Annotated in this window: 16 protein-coding genes and 1 riboswitch; of the genes, 9 read left to right on the top strand and 7 right to left on the bottom strand. The window is 57.1% G+C overall.

Translation table 11 applies throughout. The features are described from left to right. Window positions 1-420: 420 nt before the first annotated feature. The gene (iclR, locus tag Q3V30_RS19760) at window positions 421-1,248 is read right to left on the bottom strand and encodes a glyoxylate bypass operon transcriptional repressor IclR (protein WP_306208729.1); all 828 of its coding nucleotides are present in this window, start codon (window positions 1,246-1,248) and stop codon (window positions 421-423) included. A gap of 197 nt (window positions 1,249-1,445) precedes the next feature. Between iclR and metH the strand changes: the two genes are divergently transcribed. After that, complete coding sequence (gene metH, locus Q3V30_RS19755) at window positions 1,446-5,129, top strand: methionine synthase (protein WP_306208727.1); 3,684 nt, start codon at window positions 1,446-1,448, stop codon at window positions 5,127-5,129. A 151-nt stretch (window positions 5,130-5,280) separates the two neighbouring features. Here the strand turns inward: metH and Q3V30_RS19750 are convergent, their stop codons facing one another. After that, window positions 5,281-6,030, bottom strand: a complete 750-nt coding sequence (locus Q3V30_RS19750) for a UTRA domain-containing protein (RefSeq protein ID WP_306208725.1) — start codon at window positions 6,028-6,030, stop codon at window positions 5,281-5,283. A 208-nt stretch (window positions 6,031-6,238) separates the two neighbouring features. Here Q3V30_RS19750 and Q3V30_RS19745 point away from each other — a divergent pair, with 208 nt between their 5' ends. The 6 genes from Q3V30_RS19745 to Q3V30_RS19720 all read left to right on the top strand — a co-directional run bounded on the left by Q3V30_RS19745 (window position 6,239) and on the right by Q3V30_RS19720 (window position 12,505). Continuing rightward, window positions 6,239-7,300, top strand: coding sequence for an ABC transporter substrate-binding protein (locus tag Q3V30_RS19745; protein ID WP_306208723.1), 1,062 nt, complete (start codon window positions 6,239-6,241; stop codon window positions 7,298-7,300). Between the two features lie 9 nt (window positions 7,301-7,309). Beyond that, window positions 7,310-8,128 (top strand): alkaline phosphatase family protein, encoded by an 819-nt coding sequence (locus Q3V30_RS19740; protein WP_306208721.1) that lies wholly within the window; start codon window positions 7,310-7,312, stop codon window positions 8,126-8,128. After that, window positions 8,125-8,964 carry an ABC transporter permease gene (locus tag Q3V30_RS19735; RefSeq protein WP_306208718.1) on the top strand — a complete coding sequence of 280 codons (840 nt, stop codon included), beginning with the start codon at window positions 8,125-8,127 and terminating at the stop codon, window positions 8,962-8,964. The genes Q3V30_RS19740 and Q3V30_RS19735 overlap by 4 nt, the downstream gene beginning before the upstream one ends. 12 nt (window positions 8,965-8,976) lie before the next feature. After that, window positions 8,977-9,762, top strand: coding sequence for an ABC transporter permease (locus Q3V30_RS19730; protein ID WP_306208716.1), 786 nt, complete (start codon window positions 8,977-8,979; stop codon window positions 9,760-9,762). A gap of 2 nt (window positions 9,763-9,764) precedes the next feature. Continuing rightward, window positions 9,765-10,757, top strand: coding sequence for an ABC transporter ATP-binding protein (locus Q3V30_RS19725; protein WP_306208715.1), 993 nt, complete (start codon window positions 9,765-9,767; stop codon window positions 10,755-10,757). 122 nt (window positions 10,758-10,879) lie between these two features. Continuing rightward, complete coding sequence (locus Q3V30_RS19720) at window positions 10,880-12,505, top strand: Na/Pi cotransporter family protein (RefSeq protein WP_306208713.1); 1,626 nt, start codon at window positions 10,880-10,882, stop codon at window positions 12,503-12,505. Between the two features lie 132 nt (window positions 12,506-12,637). Here Q3V30_RS19720 and panS read toward each other — a convergent pair whose 3' ends face one another. The 4 genes from panS to Q3V30_RS19700 all read right to left on the bottom strand — a co-directional run bounded on the left by panS (window position 12,638) and on the right by Q3V30_RS19700 (window position 18,207). Continuing rightward, window positions 12,638-13,555 (bottom strand): ketopantoate/pantoate/pantothenate transporter PanS, encoded by a 918-nt coding sequence (panS, locus tag Q3V30_RS19715; protein ID WP_306208711.1) that lies wholly within the window; start codon window positions 13,553-13,555, stop codon window positions 12,638-12,640. Between the two features lie 169 nt (window positions 13,556-13,724). After that, window positions 13,725-14,417, bottom strand: coding sequence for an aquaporin Z (aqpZ, locus tag Q3V30_RS19710; RefSeq protein WP_306208710.1), 693 nt, complete (start codon window positions 14,415-14,417; stop codon window positions 13,725-13,727). 246 nt (window positions 14,418-14,663) lie between these two features. Further along, window positions 14,664-16,016 carry a lysine-sensitive aspartokinase 3 gene (lysC, locus tag Q3V30_RS19705; RefSeq protein ID WP_306208708.1) on the bottom strand — a complete coding sequence of 451 codons (1,353 nt, stop codon included), beginning with the start codon at window positions 16,014-16,016 and terminating at the stop codon, window positions 14,664-14,666. An 87-nt stretch (window positions 16,017-16,103) separates the two neighbouring features. After that, window positions 16,104-16,349: riboswitch (Lysine riboswitch) on the bottom strand. 52 nt (window positions 16,350-16,401) lie between these two features. Beyond that, window positions 16,402-18,207, bottom strand: a complete 1,806-nt coding sequence (locus Q3V30_RS19700; RefSeq protein ID WP_306208706.1) for a cation:proton antiporter — start codon at window positions 18,205-18,207, stop codon at window positions 16,402-16,404. Window positions 18,208-18,422: 215 nt separating this feature from the next. Here Q3V30_RS19700 and pgi point away from each other — a divergent pair, with 215 nt between their 5' ends. Next, the gene (gene pgi / locus Q3V30_RS19695) at window positions 18,423-20,072 is read left to right on the top strand and encodes a glucose-6-phosphate isomerase (RefSeq protein WP_306208704.1); all 1,650 of its coding nucleotides are present in this window, start codon (window positions 18,423-18,425) and stop codon (window positions 20,070-20,072) included. An 87-nt stretch (window positions 20,073-20,159) separates the two neighbouring features. Here the strand turns inward: pgi and Q3V30_RS19690 are convergent, their stop codons facing one another. Further along, a complete protein-coding gene (locus Q3V30_RS19690) occupies window positions 20,160-20,834 on the bottom strand; it encodes a GntR family transcriptional regulator (protein WP_306208703.1) in 675 nt (224 codons plus the stop codon). A gap of 114 nt (window positions 20,835-20,948) precedes the next feature. Here Q3V30_RS19690 and Q3V30_RS19685 point away from each other — a divergent pair, with 114 nt between their 5' ends. Continuing rightward, window positions 20,949-21,629, top strand: coding sequence for a DUF2848 domain-containing protein (locus tag Q3V30_RS19685; RefSeq protein WP_306208701.1), 681 nt, complete (start codon window positions 20,949-20,951; stop codon window positions 21,627-21,629). Window positions 21,630-21,632 lie beyond the last annotated feature (3 nt).

Genomic DNA, 21,632 nt, shown 5'->3' with positions numbered 1-21,632 from the left:
GTTACAGAAAACCTAAATCCACGACAAAATCCAATTCCGATTCCGAACCCACATCAAAATCAAAATCCAAATCCAGCAGCAAATCTGGTTTTGACCTGTGTGAGCGCTGAAATCAAAGACAACAACGCATGTTTTGGGTGGCGCCATAGAGCACGTTAGCCGAGTGTATGCCGCAGGGATGCGGCATCCAAGCCTCCATGGATGGATTCACGGCGTCTCGGATAACGTGCCCTATGGTGACGCCTTTTCACCGCAGCCGGTTTTGACCTGTTCAGGCGCTGAAATCAAAGACAACACCGCATGCTCTATGGTGACGCCTTTCACCGCCCCGGTTTTGATCTGTATGAACACTAAGCCCACCAACAACGCTAAATTAAACGGGTGGCGCCTTTCCACCAATCCAGGTTTTGACCTTACCCTTTACCCACCATACTCGCGGGTAATCTCCTTCGCGGCCTTGATCACCATTGCGCCAAGCTCGGTCACGCGGTCATCGGTGACCCTGGAAACCGGGCCGGAAATAGAAATTGCGGCAAACGGCTCGCGATGCTCATCGTAAATAGAGGCTGCCACGCAGCGTAACCCAAGCGCGTGCTCTTCATCATCGAAGGAAAAGCCCATTTTCCGCACCAGTGCCAGATTCTCTTTCAGGCTTTGCGGCGACGTCAGGGTTTGCGGCGTGTAGTGGTGCAGTCCCTGACGATGCAGCACTTCACTGACCTGGGCATCATTCAGATTAGCCAGAAACGCTTTTCCGGCTCCTGAGGCATGCATCGGCAGCTTGCCGCCAATCGGCGCGGACATGCGCATCAGCTGCGTACACTGAACCTGATCGATAATTACCGCCTGACGATCGCTAAGATCCAAAACAGCCAGATTCACCGTTTCACCCGAATCTTCCATTAATCTGCGCAACATCGGGTGAACCAGCGCCAGCAGATTCCGGCTTTGCAGAAAACTGCTGCCGACCACAAACGCATGGGCGCCAATCGTCCACAGTCCCAGGTCGCCCACCTGACGTACAAACCCCTGCTGCTGCATGGTGGTCAGCAGGCGATGCGTGGTGGAATTGGGTAAACCAGCCTGCTGAGCCAGCTCGGTCAGCGCTACGCTGCCGTGGGAGTCGGCGATAAATTCCAGCAGTTTCAGGCCACGGGTTAGCGACTGGACCTGTCCGGCAGGTTGAGCGGGCTGAGCGGCGGCGGCACGAGGTTTCTTACCGCGTTTCACCACGACGGGGGTCGCCATATCTGACTCCTTAATTTTCACCATGTGGAAATCATTTTCGTTTTATTGGCTGATAATGCAACGGCCGCCTTACTGGTCAGAGGTGTTGAGGCGCTGGCTGAAAATGTCTCATGGTCAGTTGCTTTTACCTGCGCAAAAGTTGTGCCAGTATGGTCCGCTGGCATATTTGCCGTTGGGTTGAGGTTGAAGGGGCTAGAGTGAGCAACAGAAGAGAAGCGCTGCAGCAGCAGCTGGCGAAACGTATCATGCTGCTGGATGGCGGTATGGGAACCATGATCCAGAGCTATCGCCTGGAAGAGAGTGATTTTCGCGGCGAACGCTTTGCCGACTGGCAGAGTGACCTGAAGGGAAATAATGACCTGCTGGTGCTGACCCGCCCGGACGTGATAAGCGAGATCCATAACGCCTATCTGCAAGCGGGTGCCGATATTCTCGAAACCAACACCTTCAACTCCACCACCATTGCGATGGCTGATTACCATATGGAATCGCTGTCGGCCGAAATTAACTACGTCGCCGCTAAGCTGGCGCGCGCCTGCGCCGACGAGTGGACGGCCCGCACGCCAGAGAGGCCGCGTTATGTCGCAGGCGTGCTGGGTCCCACCAACCGCACCTGCTCTATCTCTCCCGACGTCAACGATCCCGCCTTCCGTAACGTAACCTTTAATCAGCTGGTGGAAGCCTACCGTGAATCTACCCGCGCGCTGGTAGAAGGCGGGGCGGATATCATCATGATCGAGACCGTATTCGACACGCTTAATGCCAAAGCCGCCATTTTCGCCGTACAAAGCGAATTTGAAGCGCTGGGCATCGAGCTACCGCTGATGATCTCCGGCACCATCACCGATGCCTCGGGCCGCACCCTTTCCGGCCAGACCACCGAAGCCTTCTATAACTCGCTGCGCCATGCTCAGCCGCTGTCGTTTGGCCTGAACTGCGCGCTGGGGCCGGATGAGCTGCGTCAATATGTGGCGGAACTTTCCCGCATTGCAGAGGGCTATGTTACGGCGCACCCGAACGCCGGGCTGCCTAACGCCTTTGGCGAGTATGACTTAGATGCCAGCATTATGGCGGAGCAGATTGGTGAATGGGCGCAATCGGGCTTCCTGAACATCGTGGGCGGCTGCTGCGGCACCACGCCAGAACATATCGCGGCTATGGCCAGAGCGGTGGAAGGCATCGCGCCGCGTCCCCTGCCTGAGCTGCCGGTCGCCTGCCGTCTTTCCGGCCTTGAGCCGCTGACCATCAGCGCGGAGTCGCTGTTTGTTAACGTCGGTGAGAGAACCAACGTAACCGGCTCGGCAAAATTTAAGCGGCTGATTAAAGAAGATAAATATAACGAAGCCCTGGAAGTTGCGCTTCAGCAGGTGCAGAGCGGCGCGCAGATTATCGATATCAACATGGATGAAGGGATGCTGGATGCGGAAGCGGCAATGGTCCGCTTCCTGAATCTTATTGCCGGTGAGCCCGATATCGCCCGCGTACCGATCATGATCGACTCCTCAAAATGGGAGGTGATTGAAAAAGGGCTGCAGTGCATTCAGGGCAAAGGCATCGTTAACTCCATTTCGATGAAAGAGGGCGTTGAGGCCTTTATTCACCACGCTAAGCTGGTACGCCGCTACGGCGCCGCGATGGTGGTGATGGCGTTCGATGAGGTGGGCCAGGCTGATACCCGCGAACGCAAAATCGAGATTTGTCGCCGCGCCTATCAGATCCTGACCGAAGAAGTCGGTTTCCCGCCTGAAGACATCATTTTTGATCCCAATATCTTCGCGGTTGCTACCGGGATTGATGAACATAACAACTACGCGATGGACTTTATCGGCGCCTGCGAAGATATCAAGCGTGAACTGCCGCACGCGATGATTTCGGGCGGCGTGTCGAACGTCTCCTTCTCGTTCCGCGGGAACGACCCGGTGCGTGAAGCGATTCATGCCGTATTCCTCTATTACGCCATCCGCAACGGCATGGATATGGGGATCGTCAACGCCGGACAGCTGGCGATCTATGATGATCTGGATGCGGACCTGCGTGAAGCAGTGGAAGATGTGGTGCTTAACCGCCGCGACGACGGCACCGAGCGGCTGCTGAACCTGGCGGAAAAGTACCGCGGAACAAAGTCTGATGAGGGCAGCACCAAACCGCAGGCCGAATGGCGCAGTTGGGAAGTGGAAAAGCGTCTCGAATATTCGCTGGTAAAAGGGATCACCGAATTTATTGAGGAAGATACCGAAGCGGCGCGCCAGAATGCCAGCCGCCCGATTGAGGTTATTGAAGGTCCGCTGATGGCGGGCATGAACGTGGTGGGCGACCTGTTTGGCGAAGGCAAAATGTTCCTGCCGCAGGTAGTGAAATCTGCCCGCGTAATGAAACAGGCGGTGGCATACCTGGAGCCCTACATCGAGGCCAGCAAAGAGAAGGGCAGCACCAACGGTAAAATTGTGCTGGCGACGGTGAAGGGTGACGTGCACGACATCGGCAAAAACATCGTTGGCGTGGTGTTGCAGTGCAATAACTACGAAATCATCGATCTTGGCGTGATGGTGCCGAGCGATAAAATTCTTAAAACCGCCAGAGAGCAGAATGCCGACATTATCGGCTTGTCCGGCCTGATCACCCCGTCGCTGGATGAAATGGTGAACGTGGCGAAAGAGATGGAGCGGCAGGGCTTTACGCTGCCGCTGCTGATTGGCGGCGCAACCACCTCAAAAGCCCATACGGCGGTGAAAATCGAGCAGAATTACAGCGGGCCGACGGTCTATGTGCAGAATGCCTCACGCACCGTTGGCGTGGTCTCCGCGCTGCTGTCAGCCACGCAGTACGAGGGGTTTGTTGCCCGCACGCGAAAAGAGTACGACACGGTGCGAATCCAGCATGCGCGTAAAAAGCCCCGTACGCCGCCGGTGAGTTTGCAGGTTGCCCGGGATAACGAGCTGGCACTGGACTGGGAAAACTATACGCCGCCAGTACCCCACAGGCTGGGTGTGAGCGAAGTAAGCGCTAACATTGAAACCTTACGCCACTACATTGACTGGACCCCTTTCTTTATGACCTGGTCACTGGCCGGAAAATATCCGCGCATCCTGGAAGATGAAGTGGTTGGTGAAGAGGCGAAGCGCTTGTTTGCCGATGCCAACGCGATGCTGGATGAACTCAGCGCGAAAAAATCGCTGAATCCGCGCGGCGTGGTCGGGATCTTCCCCGCTAACCGGGTCGGCGACGATATCGAAATCTATCGCGATGAGTCCCGTTCCCATGTTTTGCAAGTAAGTCATCACTTACGTCAGCAGACAGAGAAAGCGGGGTTTGCGAATTACTGCCTTGCGGATTTCGTGGCACCCAAATCGAGCGGTAAAGCGGATTACCTCGGCGCATTTGCCGTCACGGGCGGCCTTGAAGAGGATGCGCTGGCAGAGGCTTATGACGCGCAGCATGATGATTACAACAAAATCATGGTGAAGGCGCTGGCTGACCGTCTGGCGGAAGGCTTTGCCGAGTACCTGCACGAGCGCGTGCGTAAGGTGATTTGGGGCTTTGCCGCCACGGAGAATCTCAGCAATGAAGAGTTGATCCGGGAGAATTATCAGGGCATCCGGCCGGCGCCGGGCTATCCAGCCTGCCCAGAACACACGGAAAAAGAGACGATCTGGAAACTGCTGGATGTGGAGACGCATACCGGCATGAAGCTGACCGAATCCTTTGCCATGTGGCCGGGAGCCGCGGTCTCCGGCTGGTATTTCAGCCACCCTGAAAGCAAATATTTTGCCGTGGCGCAGCTCCAGCGCGACCAGATTGAAGATTACGCCCGCCGTAAAGGCATGCCGGTAAGCGAAGTGGAGCGCTGGCTGGCACCTAATCTCGGCTACGACGCAGAGTGATCGTACAGGGCGAGCCGCCAGACCGGCTTGCCCTGCATCTTTTTACGGCTTTACGGCAGCGGGATGAACCTGCTTCTGCTGGTTTGTTCAGTCTCGGGGATACCCCTGCATCTCCTTAAAAAAGGAGAGATGCGCTTATGCTGGCCCTTCTTCAGCCCGTCGCCGCGTTCCCGCCCGGAGCCGCACTCATTCCCTCTTCCCTGACCTGCACATCGATATACAACGCGTCATAGCGCCAGTATTCGTAGTCGCAGTCGATAATCCGATCCTGCTGGTCCCGGTTAATGCGCGTGATAAACAGCGCCGGGCTGCCTGCGGCCACTTTCAGCGCGGGAGCCGCAAGGGCCGGTAAGGGAGTGGGCAGCATGGTAAAACCGACGCGTCCGTAGCGGATGCCATACTCCTGCTGATAGAGTGTGGTCAGCGAACGGGTTAAATCAAAATTCAGCAACTCTGGGAAGTAGCGCGGGTTAAGGTAATGCTCTACATACAGCACCGCGCGACCATCAATACGGCGCAGCCTGCGGATGCAGTAAACCTCTTCGCCCTGCTGCATGGCAAGCTGCTGCGCCAGCGGAGCAGAGAGGATCACCCGCCGCGCATCCAGCACTTCGGTCTCTGCTCTGCGTCCCTGCTGTTCCGCCATTGCATGGAAATGGCTGCGCAGCAGCGGGTCATAAGCCAGCCGGGGCGGCGCAATAAACCAGCCCCGGCGTAGCTCGCGGTAAATCATGCCCTGGGCTTCAAGCTGCCCCAACGCCTCACGAAGCGTGATGCGGGTCGTCGAGAAATGCTCGCTCAGTTCACGCTCGGAAGGCAGGCGCCCATGGCGTGTATACTCGCCGCTGGCGATCCGGCCGGCCAGCGTCTGGCAAATAACATCTACGGTTAACGCTTTCATCACATCTGAGCCTCAATATGGTGCGAAGCTGCACATAAACGGCACGACCTTCGCGCATAAAATCCTTTCCCCTGCTATCAGAGAAAGAGGACTGGTCCACGCCCCCGCCCGCGCTGACATAAAACTGTCATACCGCCAGGCTAGATTGGCTCGGATCTTGCTGGACTAGTCCAGAAGGCCACTCAACTTATCATCCGGAGCCGCAGTTATGAAACCTTTGTTCGCCTCTGTGTTAGCCAGTGCCATCATGCTTGCCCTCCCGGCCGCCTATGCAGCCGATACCGATCTCGCCGCGCTTGAAAAAGCGGCTAAAACCGAAGGTCAGGTCAACAGCGTCGGCATGCCGGACAGCTGGGCCAACTGGAAAGGAACCTGGGAAGATATCAGCAGCAAATATGGCATTAAACACAGCGATACCGACATGTCGAGCGCCCAGGAGCTGGCGAAGTTTGCCGCTGAAAAGAGCAACGCCACGGCGGATATTGGTGACGTCGGCGCCGCTTTCGGGCCGGTTGCGGTGCAGAAAGGTCTGGCGCAGCCTTACAAACCCAGCACCTGGGAGCAGGTGCCTGCCTGGGCAAAAGACAAAGAGGGTAACTGGGCGCTGGCCTACACCGGCACCATCGCCTTTATCGTGAATAAGGATCAGGTCAAAGATATCCCTCACAGCTGGGCTGACCTGAAAAAAGGTAAGTATGTGGTCACTATCGGTGACGTTGGGGTTGCTGCTCAGGCCGCTAACGGCGTGCTGGCAGCGGCCTATGCTATGGGCGGCAATGAAAAAGACCTCAAGCCTGCGCTGGCTTTCTTCAGCGACCTGGCGAAAGAGGGCCGTCTGGGCGTGACCGATCCGGTTATCGCTAACATCGAAAAAGGTGAAATTCAGGTTGCTGTGGTCTGGGACTTCAACGGCCTGAACTACCGCGATCAGATTGATAAGAGCAAATTTGAGGTGGTGATCCCCTCTGACGGCTCCATCACCTCCGGCTACACCACCATCATCAACAAATATGCCAAACACCCGAACGCCGCCAAACTGACCCGCGAATATATCTTCTCTGATGCCGGCCAGATTAACCTGGCGCGTGGCTATGCCCGCCCTATTCGTGCCGGGCATTTAACGCTGCCAGCAGATGTGCAGGCAAAACTGCTGCCTGACTCTGAATATAAAAACGCCCACCCGATTGCTGACGCGGCAGCCTGGGATAAAGCGTCCAAAATGCTGCCTCGCCTGTGGCAGGAAAATGTCATCGTCAACATGAAGCAATAAGGGGAAGGGATGAAAACGATTCTGGTGGTGCTGGATGGCCTGAGCTTTGAAGTGGCTCAGCATGCGATGGGATATCTGCATGCCGAGTGCGCGCAGGGGAAAGGGCAGCTCTACCAGATGACCTGCGAGCTTCCTTCGCTTTCCCGTCCGCTGTATGAATGCATTCTCACCGGCATCACGCCGGTGAAAAGCGGCATTATCCATAATGAGGTCACTCGTCTGAGCACCGAGCGCAGTATTTTTCACTATGCGCGCGATGCCGGGCTGACCACGGCGGCGGCGGCCTACCACTGGGTGAGCGAACTCTATAATCGTTCCCCCTGGCAGCCCGCCCGCGATCGCCATACTGAGGACATTTCGCTGCCGATCCAGTATGGCCATTTTTATTACGATGACGGCTATCCCGACTCGCACCTGTTTGAGGATGCGGAGAGCCTGCGTCTGCGCTTTGATCCCGATTTCCTGCTGATCCATCCCATGAACATTGATGATGCCGGGCACAAGTTCGGTCTCTCCACGCCGCAGTACCGCAACCGCGCCCGGATGGCGGATGGCTATCTGTCGCGCTGGATGCCCAACTGGCTGGCGGAAGGCTACCAGGTGGTGGTGACGGCCGATCATGGCATGAACGACGACCGCAGCCATGGCGGAACTCTGCCAGAGGAGACGCAGGTGCCGCTGTTCGTCTTCGGCAGCGCGTTTTCATTGCAGGTCGATGCGGCTCCTCTGCAAACGGAGCTGTGCGGGACGCTATGTGACATCCTTGGCGTGGATCACGACAAGCCTGTCTGCCCTGAACTGTTGAGTGTGCAGGAGGACGCATCATGAAAGGCAGGGGGATAGCGCTGCTTTGCCTGCTTCCTTTTGCGCTCTTCTACCTCGCCTTTCAAATTGCGCCGCTGGTCTGGATCGCCATCAACAGCTTCTACAGCGAGATGAATGAGGCGTGGGGATGGAGCAACTACAGCGATATCTTCACCTCTACCTTTTACCAGCAGGCGATCCGCTTCTCGCTGGATATCTCCTTCTGGTCGAGCTTTTATGGCCTGATTATTGCGCTGGTGGGCGGCTATTCGCTGCACCAGCTCGGCAGCGGGAAGCTGCACCGCTTCTTTATGTCCTTCACCAACATGACCAGCAACTTCGCTGGCGTCCCGCTGGCGTTCGCCTTTGTGATCCTGCTGGGGCTGAATGGCTGCCTGACGCTGCTGATGCGCAAATATGGCCTGATGGAAGGGTTCAAGCTCTACTCCACGCAGGGTCTGATTGTGGTCTACACCTGGTTTCAGATCCCGCTGGGGCTGCTGCTGCTCTATCCGGCATTCGACGGGGTGAAGAAGGAGTGGGCAGAGTCAGCGGCCCTGCTCGGCGCCAGCCGGTTCCGCTTCTGGCTGCATATCGGTCTGCCCATTCTTACTCCGGCGCTGCTGGGCACCTTTGTGATCCTGCTGGCGAATGCGCTGGGCGCTTACGCCACGATTTATGCGCTGACGACCGGGAACTTCAACGTTATCCCGGTGCGTATTGCCGCGCTGGTCTCGGGCGATATCTCCCTGGATCCGCATATGGGCAGCGCGCTGGCGATGGTGCTGGTGGTGCTGATGTCGGTGATTACCGTGGTTCATCAGTGGCTGGTACGCCGCAGTTATCAGAATGCGCGCTAACGGAGAGGCTCAATGTCGCGAACGGAATTTATCTATCATCGGGTGATTGTCTGGCTGGTCTTTTTGATCCTTGCGCTGCCGCTGGTCGCCACGCTGCTCTATGCGCTGGCCACCGGCTGGGGCGCCACCATTTTACCTGATGGCTTTACCCTGAAATGGTTTCTGCAGCTCTGGAGCGATCCGCGCTTCCTGGTGGCGCTGTGGCACTCGCTGCTGATCTGCTTTGGCGCGCTCTTGTTCTCGCTGATGCTGGTGCTGCCAACAATGTTTGTGATCGCATACTACTTTCCCAGACTCGATGCGGTGATGAACGTGCTGATCCTGATGCCCTTTGCCGTGCCGCCAGTGGTCTCTTCCGTAGGGTTACTGCAGCTCTATTCAGAGCCGCCGTTGATGCTGACCGGCACGCCGTGGATCCTGATTGGCTGCTACTTCACCATCGCGCTGCCATTTATCTACCGCGCCATCGCCAACAATATGCAGGCGATCAACATGCGCGAGCTGATTGATGCCGCGCATCTGCTGGGGGCCAGCACCTGGCAGGCGGCCCTGCTGGTGGTGCTGCCAAACCTGCGCAAGGGCGCGCTGATTGCGGTGCTGCTTTCGTTCTCGTTTCTCATCGGTGAGTTCGTGTTTGCTAACATGCTGGTGGGCACCAGCTATGAAACGCTGCAGGTTTATCTCTATAACGTGCGCAATGCCAGTGGTCACTTCAGCAGCGCACTGGTTATCTCCTATTTCTTCGTTGTCCTGCTGGTGACCTGGCTGGCAAATGCCCTGAACCGCGAGCGAGAGTAAAGATGAGCTATTTAAGCGTCACCCAACTCAACAAAAGTTACGGCCCAACCACTATTTTTCAGGAGATTAACTTTACCGCCAGCGAAGGGGAATTTGTCACACTGCTGGGGCCGAGCGGCTGCGGAAAATCCACCCTGCTGCGCTGCCTGGCGGGCCTCACCTCGGTCGACAGCGGGCAAATTCTGCTGCAGGGCCAGGACATTGTGCCGCTGACCCCGCAGAAACGCTCCATAGGCATGGTGTTTCAGAGCTATGCGCTCTTCCCAAATATGACCGTAGAGCGCAACGTGGCCTTTGGGCTGAAAATGCAGAAGCTGCCCGCTGCAGATATTCAGCGTCGGGTGGGGGAGGTGCTGGAGCTGGTGGAGCTGAACGACTATGCGAAGCGCTATCCCCATCAGCTTTCTGGCGGCCAGTGTCAGCGCGTGGCGCTGGCCCGTTCGCTGGTGACGCAGCCGCGCCTGCTGTTACTGGATGAGCCGCTCTCGGCGCTGGATGCCCGTATTCGCCGCCATCTGCGCGACCAGATCCGCCGCATTCAAAAAGAGCTGAATCTCACCACACTGTTTGTTACCCACGACCAGGAAGAGGCGCTGACGCTCTCCGATCGCATCGTGCTGATGAACAAAGGAAAAATTGTACAAAATGGCAATGCTGAATCCCTCTATACCCAGCCGGTTGACCTCTTCGCCGCCGGGTTTATCGGCAATTACAACCTGCTGAGCGCCGAGCAGGCTTCGCGGCTCACTGGCGATACCTTCAGGAGTCAGGTGGCGCTTCGTCCTGAATCGGTAGCTTTCTGCGGACCGGAACAGGGCATCCCGGCTGAAATTCTCAGCCACAGCCTGCTGGGCAACGTCATCCGTTACCGGGTTAAGGCGCGCGACGTGGAGCTGATGGTGGATGTGCTTAACCGTTCTGTGGAAGATCTGCATCCGGCGGGTTACCGGGTGGGCCTGCATCTGGACAAACTCACGCTGCGGGAAGTGGCATAACGGTACGGATATCACGCTGATTAAAAAGATTTTTTCAGCTAACCGACTAAACTTAATGCGTAAGCGGAATGGGGCCACCCGTTCTGGACGTATCAGGTTTAAGAAGTTGGAGGTCGATATCGGTGTTAACCCTGCTTAATTTGCTCTCTGCCGTCGCGCTGCTAGTCTGGGGCACCCACATTGTACGTACCGGCATTATGCGCGTTTACGGCGCTGATTTACGTCGCGTGCTCAGCAAGAGCGTGGAAAAGAAACCAATGGCGTTTGTGGCCGGCATTGGCGTCACCGCGCTGGTTCAGAGCAGCAACGCCACCACGCTGCTCGTCACCTCATTTGTGGCCCAGGAGCTGGTTGGCCTCACGCCCGCGCTGGTGATCATACTTGGCGCAGACGTTGGCACGGCGATCATGGCGCGGATCCTGACGTTCGATCTCTCCTGGCTCTCTCCGCTCTTTATCCTGTTTGGCGTGGTGTTTTTCCTTGGCCGGAAGCAAACGCGGGCCGGTCAGCTTGGCCGCGCCAGTATCGGCCTGGGGCTGATCCTGCTGGCCCTGCAGCTGATTGTGGCCGCGGCTACGCCTATCACCCAGGCGTCGGGCGTAAAGGTGATCTTCTCCTCGCTCACCGGCGATGTGATGCTGGATGCGCTGCTCGGTGCCGTTTTTGCCATTATCAGCTACTCAAGCCTGGCGGCGGTACTGATCACCGCCACGCTCACGGCGACCGGCGTTATCTCGTTTAAGGTGGCGTTATGCCTGGTGATTGGTGCCAATCTGGGCAGCGGACTGCTGGCGATGCTGAATAACAGCGCGTCGAATGCTGCGGGCAAACGGGTGGCGCTGGGCAGCTTACTCTTTAAATTTATCGGCTCTTTGATGGTGCTGCCGCTTGTTGATCCGCTGGCCGATCAGCTGCAAAGGTTGCCGGTCAACGATGAAGAGCTGGTGATCTTTTTCCATGTCTTCTACAACCTGATCCGCTGTCTGATTATGGTGCCGTTCGCCGATCCCATGGCCCGGCTCTGTATGCGGCTCATCGGGGATGAAAAAGAGACCGAGCTGCGTCTGAAACCCCGGCATCTGGACAAAAGCGCGCTGGACACGCCGGCATTGGCGCTGGCTAACGCCTCCAGAGAGACGCTGCGCATGGGCGATGTACTGGAGCAGATGCTCGCTACCTTCAGTAAAGTGGTGCATGGCGAGCTGCGGGAGGAGCGGGAGATCCGCAAGCTGGATGATGACGTTGACGTGCTCTACACCGCCATCAAGCTCTATCTGGCGCAGATGCCGAAAGAGGATCTGCCTGAAGAGGATTCCCGACGCTGGGCGGAGATTATCGAAATGGCGCTCAACCTGGAAATGGCTGGCGATATCCTGGAAAGGATGAGCGGCGACGTGGCCGATAAATCGCTGACGGCGCGGCGGGCATTTTCTGTAGAAGGTCTGGGCGAGCTGGACGCGTTAATTGAGCAGCTGGCCGGAAACCTGCGTCTTGGCCTGTCGGTGTTTTTATCCAGAGATATCACCAGCGCCAAGCGTCTGCGCCGGGCTAAACACCGCTTTCGCATCACTAACCGCCGTTACTCTCATAAGCACGTGGATCGCCTGCATCAGCAAAACGTGCAGAGTATTGAAACCAGCTCGCTGCATCTGGGGCTGCTGGGCGATATGAAGCGTCTGAATTCACTGTTCTGCGCGGTAGCCTACAGCGTGCTTGAACAGCCTGACGATACGCGGGATGAGGAGTAAACGGGCGGGAGGCGTGCAGGATAACAAGTTGCCTGTGCAATAAACCGACTGACCGCAGGCAGGATGGGCGTTCCAGTCAGAGACCTCCCGCCGGGAAAGTGGCGCAGGCGTGCCCGCCTGCGCGTTCTGACGTTACTTTTTCTTGATCGGTTTCCCTGACCAGTAGCCCGCCAGCAGCGAACCAGAGAGGTTGTGCCAGACAGAGAAGAGCGCGCCCGGCAACGCCGCCAGCGGCGAGAAGTAGAGCTTGCCAAGCGTGGCCGCCAGACCGGAGTTCTGCATGCCCACTTCCAGCGCCAGCGTGCGGCAGGTTGACTCATCAAAGCCAAACAGTTTGCCGCCCCAGTAACCGCCCAACAGCCCGATCGCGTTATGCAGCATCACCGCCACAATCACCATCAGACCCACCGAGCCGATAAAGCTCTGACTACCTGCCACCACCGCGCTGATGATCAGCAGAATACAGACCATAGAGAACGCAGGCAGATAAGGCTCCACGCGCCTGACCAGGCTGTTCATGGTGTGATGAATAACCAAACCAATGCTGATAGGCACCACCACGATCTTCACAATGCTCAGCAGCATACCCACCACATCCACCTGAATATGGGTATCCACATAGAGTTTGGTCAGCAGCGGCGTGGCAAACACGCCCACCAGGGCAGAGACCGAGGAGATAGTCACGGAGAGCGCAACGTCACCCTTAGCCAGATAGATCATGACGTTAGAGGCAGTTCCGCTGGCAACGCTGCCCACCAGGATCATACCCGCCGACAAATCGGGCGGCATATGAAACAGCTTAGCCAGCCCCCATGCAGCCAGAGGCATCACCAGATAATGCAGGAAGGTACCGGCAATGACCGGCGCCGGACGCGTCAGCACGCGTTTGAAATCGTTGATATTAAGCGTGACGCCCATCCCGAACATAATCAGCATCAGCAGGTAAGTGACCCAGGGGCCGATGCCAAGAAAAGTGGTGGGTGAGTAGTAGGCGGCAACAGAGAGCAGAACTGCCCATAACGGGAACAGCCGGGTAACGGTGGCGAACATAGCCAGACTTCCTTTTTTCGAGGTTGTGTTTATTTTTTGCAGGTTTTGCCATCAGACAGATCACGTTTCCCGGAACGAGGAAAAAGTGAACGCCGAATCATAGCATTAAATAACGGCGGGGGAAGCGGGGAAGCGTGGGCCAGAGGCGCTGGCCCACGACTGTTACGGGTTACTCTTTATGCGCCAGCAGGTAACGGTAGAGGAGACCACCAACGATGCCGCCAATAACCGGCATCAGCCAGAACATCCACAGCTGCCCCATAGCCCAGCCGCCCTGGAAAATAGCCACGGCGGTACTTCTGGCCGGGTTAACGGAAGTATTGGTAACCGGAATGCTGATCAGATGGATCAGGGTCAGCGCCAGACCGATGGCGATCGGCGCAAAGCCAGCGGGAGCACGCTTATCCGTCGCCCCGTGAATAACGATCAGGAAGAGAGCGGTAAGTACCCCTTCACTCACCATGCCGGAGAGCAGTGAGAAGCCGCCGGGTGAATGCTCACCGAAGCCATTGGCGGCGAAACCGCTGGCCGCCGCATCAAAGCTGCTCTGCCCACTGGCGATAACATACAGCACGGCGGCAGCGGCGATGCCGCCGAGCAGTTGGGCCACAATATAGGTCACTATCTGCGAGGCAGGAAAGCGCCCGCCAGCCCAGAGCCCCAGCGTGACCGCCGGGTTAAAATGGCCGCCGGAGATGTGCCCCACGGCATAAGCCATTGTCAGCACGGTTAAGCCAAAAGCCAGCGCAACGCCGGCAAACCCAATCCCCAGCGCCGGGAACCCTGCCGCCAGCACTGCACTGCCACATCCCCCGAAAACCAGAACAAAAGTGCCGAAAAACTCGGCCATAAACTTGCGCATGAAAACCCCTACTCTTCTTATTGATAAGGATCGGGATTATCGTTACGGAACGGAATAATTCAAGCCATGCACTTTTTTTTGCAATTTATATTGATCTGAACACAGGTTTTCGCTGCAGATAGCGTCAATATTGCAGAAAATTCCTATCTTAAAGCGGAATATTTTAAAAATGCGGCTCTGGCCGGGAGCAGAAAATAAAAAAACCGGGCCAGGCCCGGTTCTTTTTACGGCAGTGTTTGCAGAGGATTATTCGAACAGATTGCGGTGCAGCGTCTGTACTACCTGCTCGGCGTCATTGCCCGGCACCAGGAAGCAGAGGTTATAGCTACTGGCGCCGTAGCAAATCAGGCGCAGATTGAACGGATCCAGCACGCCGAACACCTCTTTGCCCACGCCACAAGCCTGGGAGAGCTTATTGCCGATAATCGCGATCAGCGCCAGATTCTCTTCCACTTCTACGCGGCAGAGTGAAGAAAGCTCGGTGAGCAGCGCCTGCGTCAGCAGGCTGGCGCCGTTTGACGTGGAGCCGGTGGTATCCAGCGTCAGCGCCACGCTCACTTCAGAGGTGGTGATCAAATCGACCGAGATACTATGGCGCGCCAGAATGTTGAACAACTCCGCCAGAAAACCGTGCGTATGCAGCATGGTCAGGCTGTGCAGCGTCAGCAGCGTCTGCTTGCGGCGCAGAGCCAGCGCGCGGAACAGCGGCGGGTTTTGCGTCTGATTACAGACGCGGGTGCCGCCAGCAGCGGGATCTTTGCTGGAGCCGACGAAGACCGGAATATCACTGCGAACGGCGGGCAGCAGCGTGGCAGGATGCAGGACTTTTGCACCAAAGGTGGCCATTTCGGCGGCTTCTTCGAACGTGATCTCATCGATGCGTTTCGCCGCGGGCACCACGCGTGGATCGGTGGTGTAGATGCCGGGCACGTCCGTCCAGATATCGATGCGGCTGGCGTGCAGCGCCTCGCCCAGCAGGGCAGCAGTGTAATCGCTGCCGCCACGGCCTAGAGTGGTGGTACGCCCTTTGGCCTCGCTACCGATAAAGCCTTGCGTCACCACCAGCGCCTGCGCCAGGCGCGGGGCGAGCTGAGCCTGAGCCAGCTCCGCCAGCAGAGCCACATCGGGCTCGGCGCGGCCAAAGCGGTCGTTGGTGCGCATCACTTTACGCACGTCAAACCACTCAGCCTGCACCTGACGCTGACGCAGAATTTCCACGAAAAGCAGGGAGGAGAGCAGCTCGCCGTGGCTGACCAGTTCGTCGGTCAGGGCGGTAGAGGTCGCCAGCGCGGCGGCCTCGGAAAGCATGGTGATGTTTTCCAGCACGCGATCCACTTCCTCGCGGATCACCTCAGGCTGGGCCAGTTCATCAACAATGGCGTACTGGATGCGGCGGATCTCATCGAGCTGATAAGCCCGTTGCTCCTGCTCCTGACCTTCAGACAGCGACACCAGCAGGTTAGTCACGCCCGCAGAGGCAGAAAGAACCACCAGACGGGTATGGGGATTGGCCAGTACCACATCGGCGCTGCGGTTCATGGCTGTAAAATCGGCAACGCTGGTGCCGCCAAATTTGGCCACGATCAAAGATTGGGACATGTGTTGACATACCTCGTGTCTGATTAAATTCCTGGCACAAGGGAAGAGCGAAAACGGGGTAGACGTAGAAAAGGGGATTACTACGAGTCACCCAGAAGCGCCCCACCTTGTCTACCCGTTACGGGTGCGGCAGCGGCTTAGGCTGCAGGACCCGTAATCAGGTGCGGACCGTTTTTGTCGCACGATCCTGGTGACAACCCAGAGGATTCAGCCCCTGCGGTCGATACGCCCCACGCCGCGTGGATTGTACCTCGGCGTCGCTCCCCCTGATGTGTTTTCTGTGGATTCGGCTCCTCCAACACACTGCCTGGGCGACGCGCCTCTTCTGGCTTGCGCATCAGATGCGCAACTAGCGGGCTACAAATAGCGTTTTCTGCTGCCGCTGTCAATCTCTGCCGTCTGAGGAATTTTCATTTTGCACCAGCGCAATCAGCGTGCAGGGCAGGGCAGGCGTCTCTTCGCCCCGTACCGCGCTCAATGCGCCCGCTTCGTTTTGCACAAACAACGGGATCACCCCCTGGTTTTTTTCCAGATACTCCAGCCAGCCAAAGTTTTCGTTAAGTCGGGTAGCCTTAATGGTGGCCCCTTTCGCCAGCAGGCTGCTGAGCTGGGCATAGGTCTGCTGCTGACCGAACAGCACCTCATGACGACGAAAACGCGGGCTTTCGCTGTCGCGCTTCACGCGCAGCGCGGCACCGGAACGGATAGCCGCCACGTTTTTTTCACCAAACATATGGCTGAAGTGGTAGACCGCGAGCGCATTCTGATGGCGATTGGGCGACAGTGCAAGCACCTGAGCCGTTTCGCTCAGATCGAGGAAGTTCTCTGCGTGTTCTGACCAGGCATTGCCATAATAGGCGGGGATCCCTTCCATGCGCGCCAGCCGGTAATATTCCCAGCTGCTGTCCGTCACCAGTACCGGAATATCCAGCTTTTGCAGCGAAGCCGCCAGCGTACGCGCCACGCTGTTTGCGCCGATAATCAGCACGCCACGCGGCTCACGCTGCTGCACCTTCAGCATTCGCGCCAGCACCGAGCTGGTAAGGCTTTGCAGTACCACGGTGCCGATAATCACCGCAAATACCACCGTTACCAGCTTATCCGCGCCGGCAAAACCGGTTTTTTCCAGCGTCAGGGCAAACAGCGAGCTGACCGCTGCGGCAACAATACCGCGAGGGGAGATCCAGCTCAGCATCAGCCTGTCGCGCAGCGGCAGTGACGAGCCCCAGGTGGAGAGCGCAATGCATAAAGGACGGGCGACAAACTGCACAATCAGCAGCAGCCCCACCAGAGGCCAGCCCATCGCCAGCAGCGCAGCCAGATCCAGCCTCGCCGCCAGGATAATAAACAGGCCGGAAATCAGCAGTGCTGAAAGCTCCTCCTTAAAGGCGATAATTTCGCTGAGATCGACTTCGCGCATATTGGCCAGCCAGATACCCATCACCGTCACCGTCAGCAGCCCCGACTCATCCGCCAGCGCGTTGGAGAGGCCAAACGCGGTCAGCATCACGGCCAGCACCGCAAAGTTTTGCAGATAACCCGGCAGCCAGACGCGCTTCAGGGCAATGCCCAGCAGCCAGCCAAAAAACGCACCCGCGACTAATCCAACCGCCGCCGTTTCACCTAAAGTCCAGAACAGGTGCGTTAACGATTCAGCTTTCTGACGCAGCACAATGAACTCAAACACCAGAAGGGTGAAGATAGCGCCAACAGGATCGATAACGATGCCTTCCCAGCGCAGCACCTGGTTGATCGCCTTATTGGGCCGCACCACGCGCATCAGCGGAGCGATAACCGTTGGGCCGGTGACCACGGTAACGGAGCCGACCAGCGCTGCCAGTTCCGGCGGAAAGTCGAGCAGTGCCCAGCAGGCGACGCTGATCACCAGGAAAGTGATCATCATCCCTACGGTCACCAGGTTACGCACCACGTTGCCAAGCCCGCGGATTTCGTCGAAGCGAAGCGTCAGCGCGCCTTCAAACAGAATGATGGCCACAGAGAGGGAGACAAAGGGAAACAGCAGGCTGCCAAACAGGGCATCCGGTTGCAAAACGTGGCCTACCGGACCCAGGACTATGCCGAAAACCAGCAGCGGCAAAATGGCGGGCAGACGCAGCAACCAGGCCAGCCACTGGGCTACCAGCGAACTTAATCCAATGATAACCAACAACAGTGGGGCAGAGAACTCCATAAAATTTTTCCTTTCGACAGCAAGTTAGTCATACTGAAACGCTGAGCGGACAAGCTGACCGCCGCCTGAATTATAAATAGCCCCGGACAAAAAAGTGGGGAAACCTGCCAACGATAGTTGAGGCCTGTTACAGGAAGAGGGAATCCAGGCGGAGACCTCGGGTAACATGGCGTCCGGCCTGATTTACGGTTCTTAAATAAAAAGAGTGTGTTGTTATGAAAAATATCAATCCGACACAAACCGCTGCATGGCAAGCGCTGCAGCAGCATTTCGAAGAGATGAAAGAGGTTCAAATCGCTGATCTGTTTGCTAAAGACAGCAATCGCTTCGCGAACTTCTCTGCCACCTTCGACGACCTGATGCTGGTAGACTTCTCTAAAAACCGCATCACCAGCGAGACCCTCGCGAAGCTGCAGGATCTGGCGAAAGAGACCGATCTGCAGGGCGCTATCAAGTCGATGTTCTCTGGCGAAAAAATTAACCGTACCGAAGATCGCGCTGTGCTGCACGTTGCCCTGCGCAACCGCAGCAACACCCCGATCGTCGTGGATGGCAAAGATGTGATGCCAGAGGTTAACGCGGTGCTGGAGAAGATGAAATCTTTCTCTGAGCGCATTATCAGCGGCGACTGGAAAGGCTATACCGGTAAACCTATTACCGACGTGGTGAATATCGGCATTGGCGGCTCAGACCTTGGCCCGTTCATGGTGACTGAGGCGCTGCGCCCGTATAAAAATCACCTGAATATGCACTTCGTTTCCAACGTTGACGGCACCCATATCGCGGAAACCGTGAAGGATCTCAATCCAGAAACCACGCTGTTCCTGGTGGCGTCAAAAACCTTCACCACGCAGGAAACCATGACCAACGCCCACAGCGCGCGTGACTGGTTCCTGAAAACGGCGGGTGATGAGCAGCATGTGGCGAAACACTTTGCTGCCCTCTCTACCAACGGTAAAGCCGTTGGCGAGTTTGGTATTGATACCAACAACATGTTTGAATTCTGGGACTGGGTTGGCGGACGCTACTCGCTGTGGTCAGCTATTGGCCTCTCCATCATTCTCTCCGTTGGCTTCGACAACTTTGAGAAGCTGCTGAGCGGCGCGCATGCGATGGACAAGCACTTCTCCACCACGCCAGCCGAGCAGAACCTGCCGGTGATCCTGGCACTGATTGGTATCTGGTATAACAATTTCTTCGGCGCTGAAACCGAAGCGATTCTGCCTTACGATCAGTATATGCACCGCTTTGCTGCCTACTTCCAGCAGGGCAACATGGAGTCGAACGGTAAGTATGTTGACCGTAACGGCGCGCCGGTTTCTTACGAAACGGGTCCGATCATCTGGGGCGAACCGGGCACTAACGGACAGCATGCGTTTTATCAGCTGATCCACCAGGGCACCAAGCTGATCCCTTGTGACTTCATCGCCCCTGCGGTGACGCACAACAAGCTGGGCGATCACCATGCCAAGCTGCTGTCGAACTTCTTTGCCCAGACCGAAGCGCTGGCGTTTGGTAAATCACGCGATGCGGTAGAGAAAGAGTTTACCGATGCGGGCAAAGACGCCAAATCTGTTGAGCACATTGTGCCGTTCAAGGTGTTTGAAGGTAACCGCCCAACCAACTCCATCCTGCTGCGCGACATCACGCCGTTCAGCCTGGGGGCGTTGATTGCGCTGTATGAGCACAAAATCTTTACTCAGGGCGCGATCCTCAACATCTTCACCTTCGATCAGTGGGGCGTCGAGTTGGGTAAACAGCTGGCAAACCGCATCCTGCCTGAGTTGTCCGGCAGCGAAGAGGTCAGCAGCCATGACAGCTCGACCAACGGCTTAATCAACCGTTACAAGAACTGGCGCGGTTAATCTCTTTTCTGAGAAACCCAGGGGCCGGTGCGGATGCACCGGCCCTTTGTTTTATCTGGCTCGTCACTTCGCTACAGGCTTTTTTACTCAGGTAGCGAGTAGCGCCCGCTTGAACGACTGAATATGGGCACGGGCAGCTTCCGCTGCGCGCTGCGTATCCCCTTCTTCCAGCGCCAGGATAATCGCGTTGTGCTCCGCAATAACCTCTTCCATATGCGTGACGCTGGAGAGGGTGGTAGCCCAGAAGCGCTGCGCCTGAGCGTGGATCACGCTCAGGATATCGGCAAGCCGACGGTTACCGGCAATCTCCGCCAGCATCTGGTGAAACTCGCGATCCAGCAACATCATCTGCTCTCTGTCGTGCGCCTTGCTGGCCGCAGCGATCCGTTGATTCAGGTCGCGCAGCTGAGCGATCTGTGACGCCATCACCTTCTGGCTGGCGAGCTGCACGCACAACGTCTCGTTGACCAGCCGCACCTCGATTAACTCCAGCGCATCGTCAATCGACAACGGGGCCACCATCACGCCTTTACGCGGAATAATCTGCAGAAGGCCCTCGGTGGCCAGCCGGTGGATCGCCTGATTGACCGGCGTGCGGCCTCTCTCCAGATCGTCCATCACCTGCGCGGTATTCAGGTATTCGCCGGGCTTGTAGCGCAGCGTAATCAGTCTGTGCCTGAACGCCAGATAGGCTTGATCGTTGAGCGACAGCGTCTTTTCCCGGCCTCCCGGGCTCTCATTTCCAGCAACCGAATCACTCATCACCACGTTCCTTTTTTTGCTTATGCGACATATTACACAAAAATCTGGCATGAAAATCGCTAGTTTGAAATGACAGTGAAATTTCACAGTGTTTTTTCAAACGGAGATCGCCATATGCACCTTCAGTTCACAACAGGCGTGGAAACCGCCGCCACGCTGGATATTGAGGTTAATCATTTTGTTATTGCAGGCTGGGTAGGGCGCGATCGGGATGCGGTGTTGCACCATATCAGGGAGCTGGAGGCGCTTGGCGTGCCCGCTCCGGGTGCAGTGCCGCTGTTCTACCGGGTCGCAACCAACCAGCTCAGCCAGCAAACTCAGCTGGAAGTGGTCGGCAATGACACCTCCGGTGAGGCCGAACCTTTCCTGTTTTTCACTCAGGGAGAGTACTGGGTCTCTCTTATCTCCGATCATACCGATCGCCATCTGGAAACCTTCAGCGTGGCACTCTCCAAACAGGCCTGTATCAAGCCGGTTGCCGACAGCGCCTGGCGCATGAGCGAGGTGGCTGAACACTGGGATGCGCTTGAACTGACCTCCTGGATCAAAGAGCAGGGCGAGTGGGTTATTTATCAGCAGGGCACGCTCGCCTCACTGCTGACGCCGCAGGATCTGCTGGCGCGCTATCCCGAAGAGAGCAAAACCGGCGAGGGCTTTGCCATGTCCTGCGGCACCCTGAGCGCCATTGGCGGCATCCGTCCCGCCAGTGAGTTTCGTATGGCGCTGCATGACCCGGTGCTGGGCCGCACGCTGGAACACCACTACCGTACCGGCGCGTTGCCGGTCGTTGCCTGAGGA

The sequence above is a fragment of the Erwinia pyri genome (genome assembly GCF_030758455.1).
Lineage (GTDB): Bacteria > Pseudomonadota > Gammaproteobacteria > Enterobacterales > Enterobacteriaceae > Erwinia > Erwinia pyri.
Note: the sequence above shows the minus strand (reverse complement) of the source record. Positions and strands in the feature narration are given on the sequence as shown.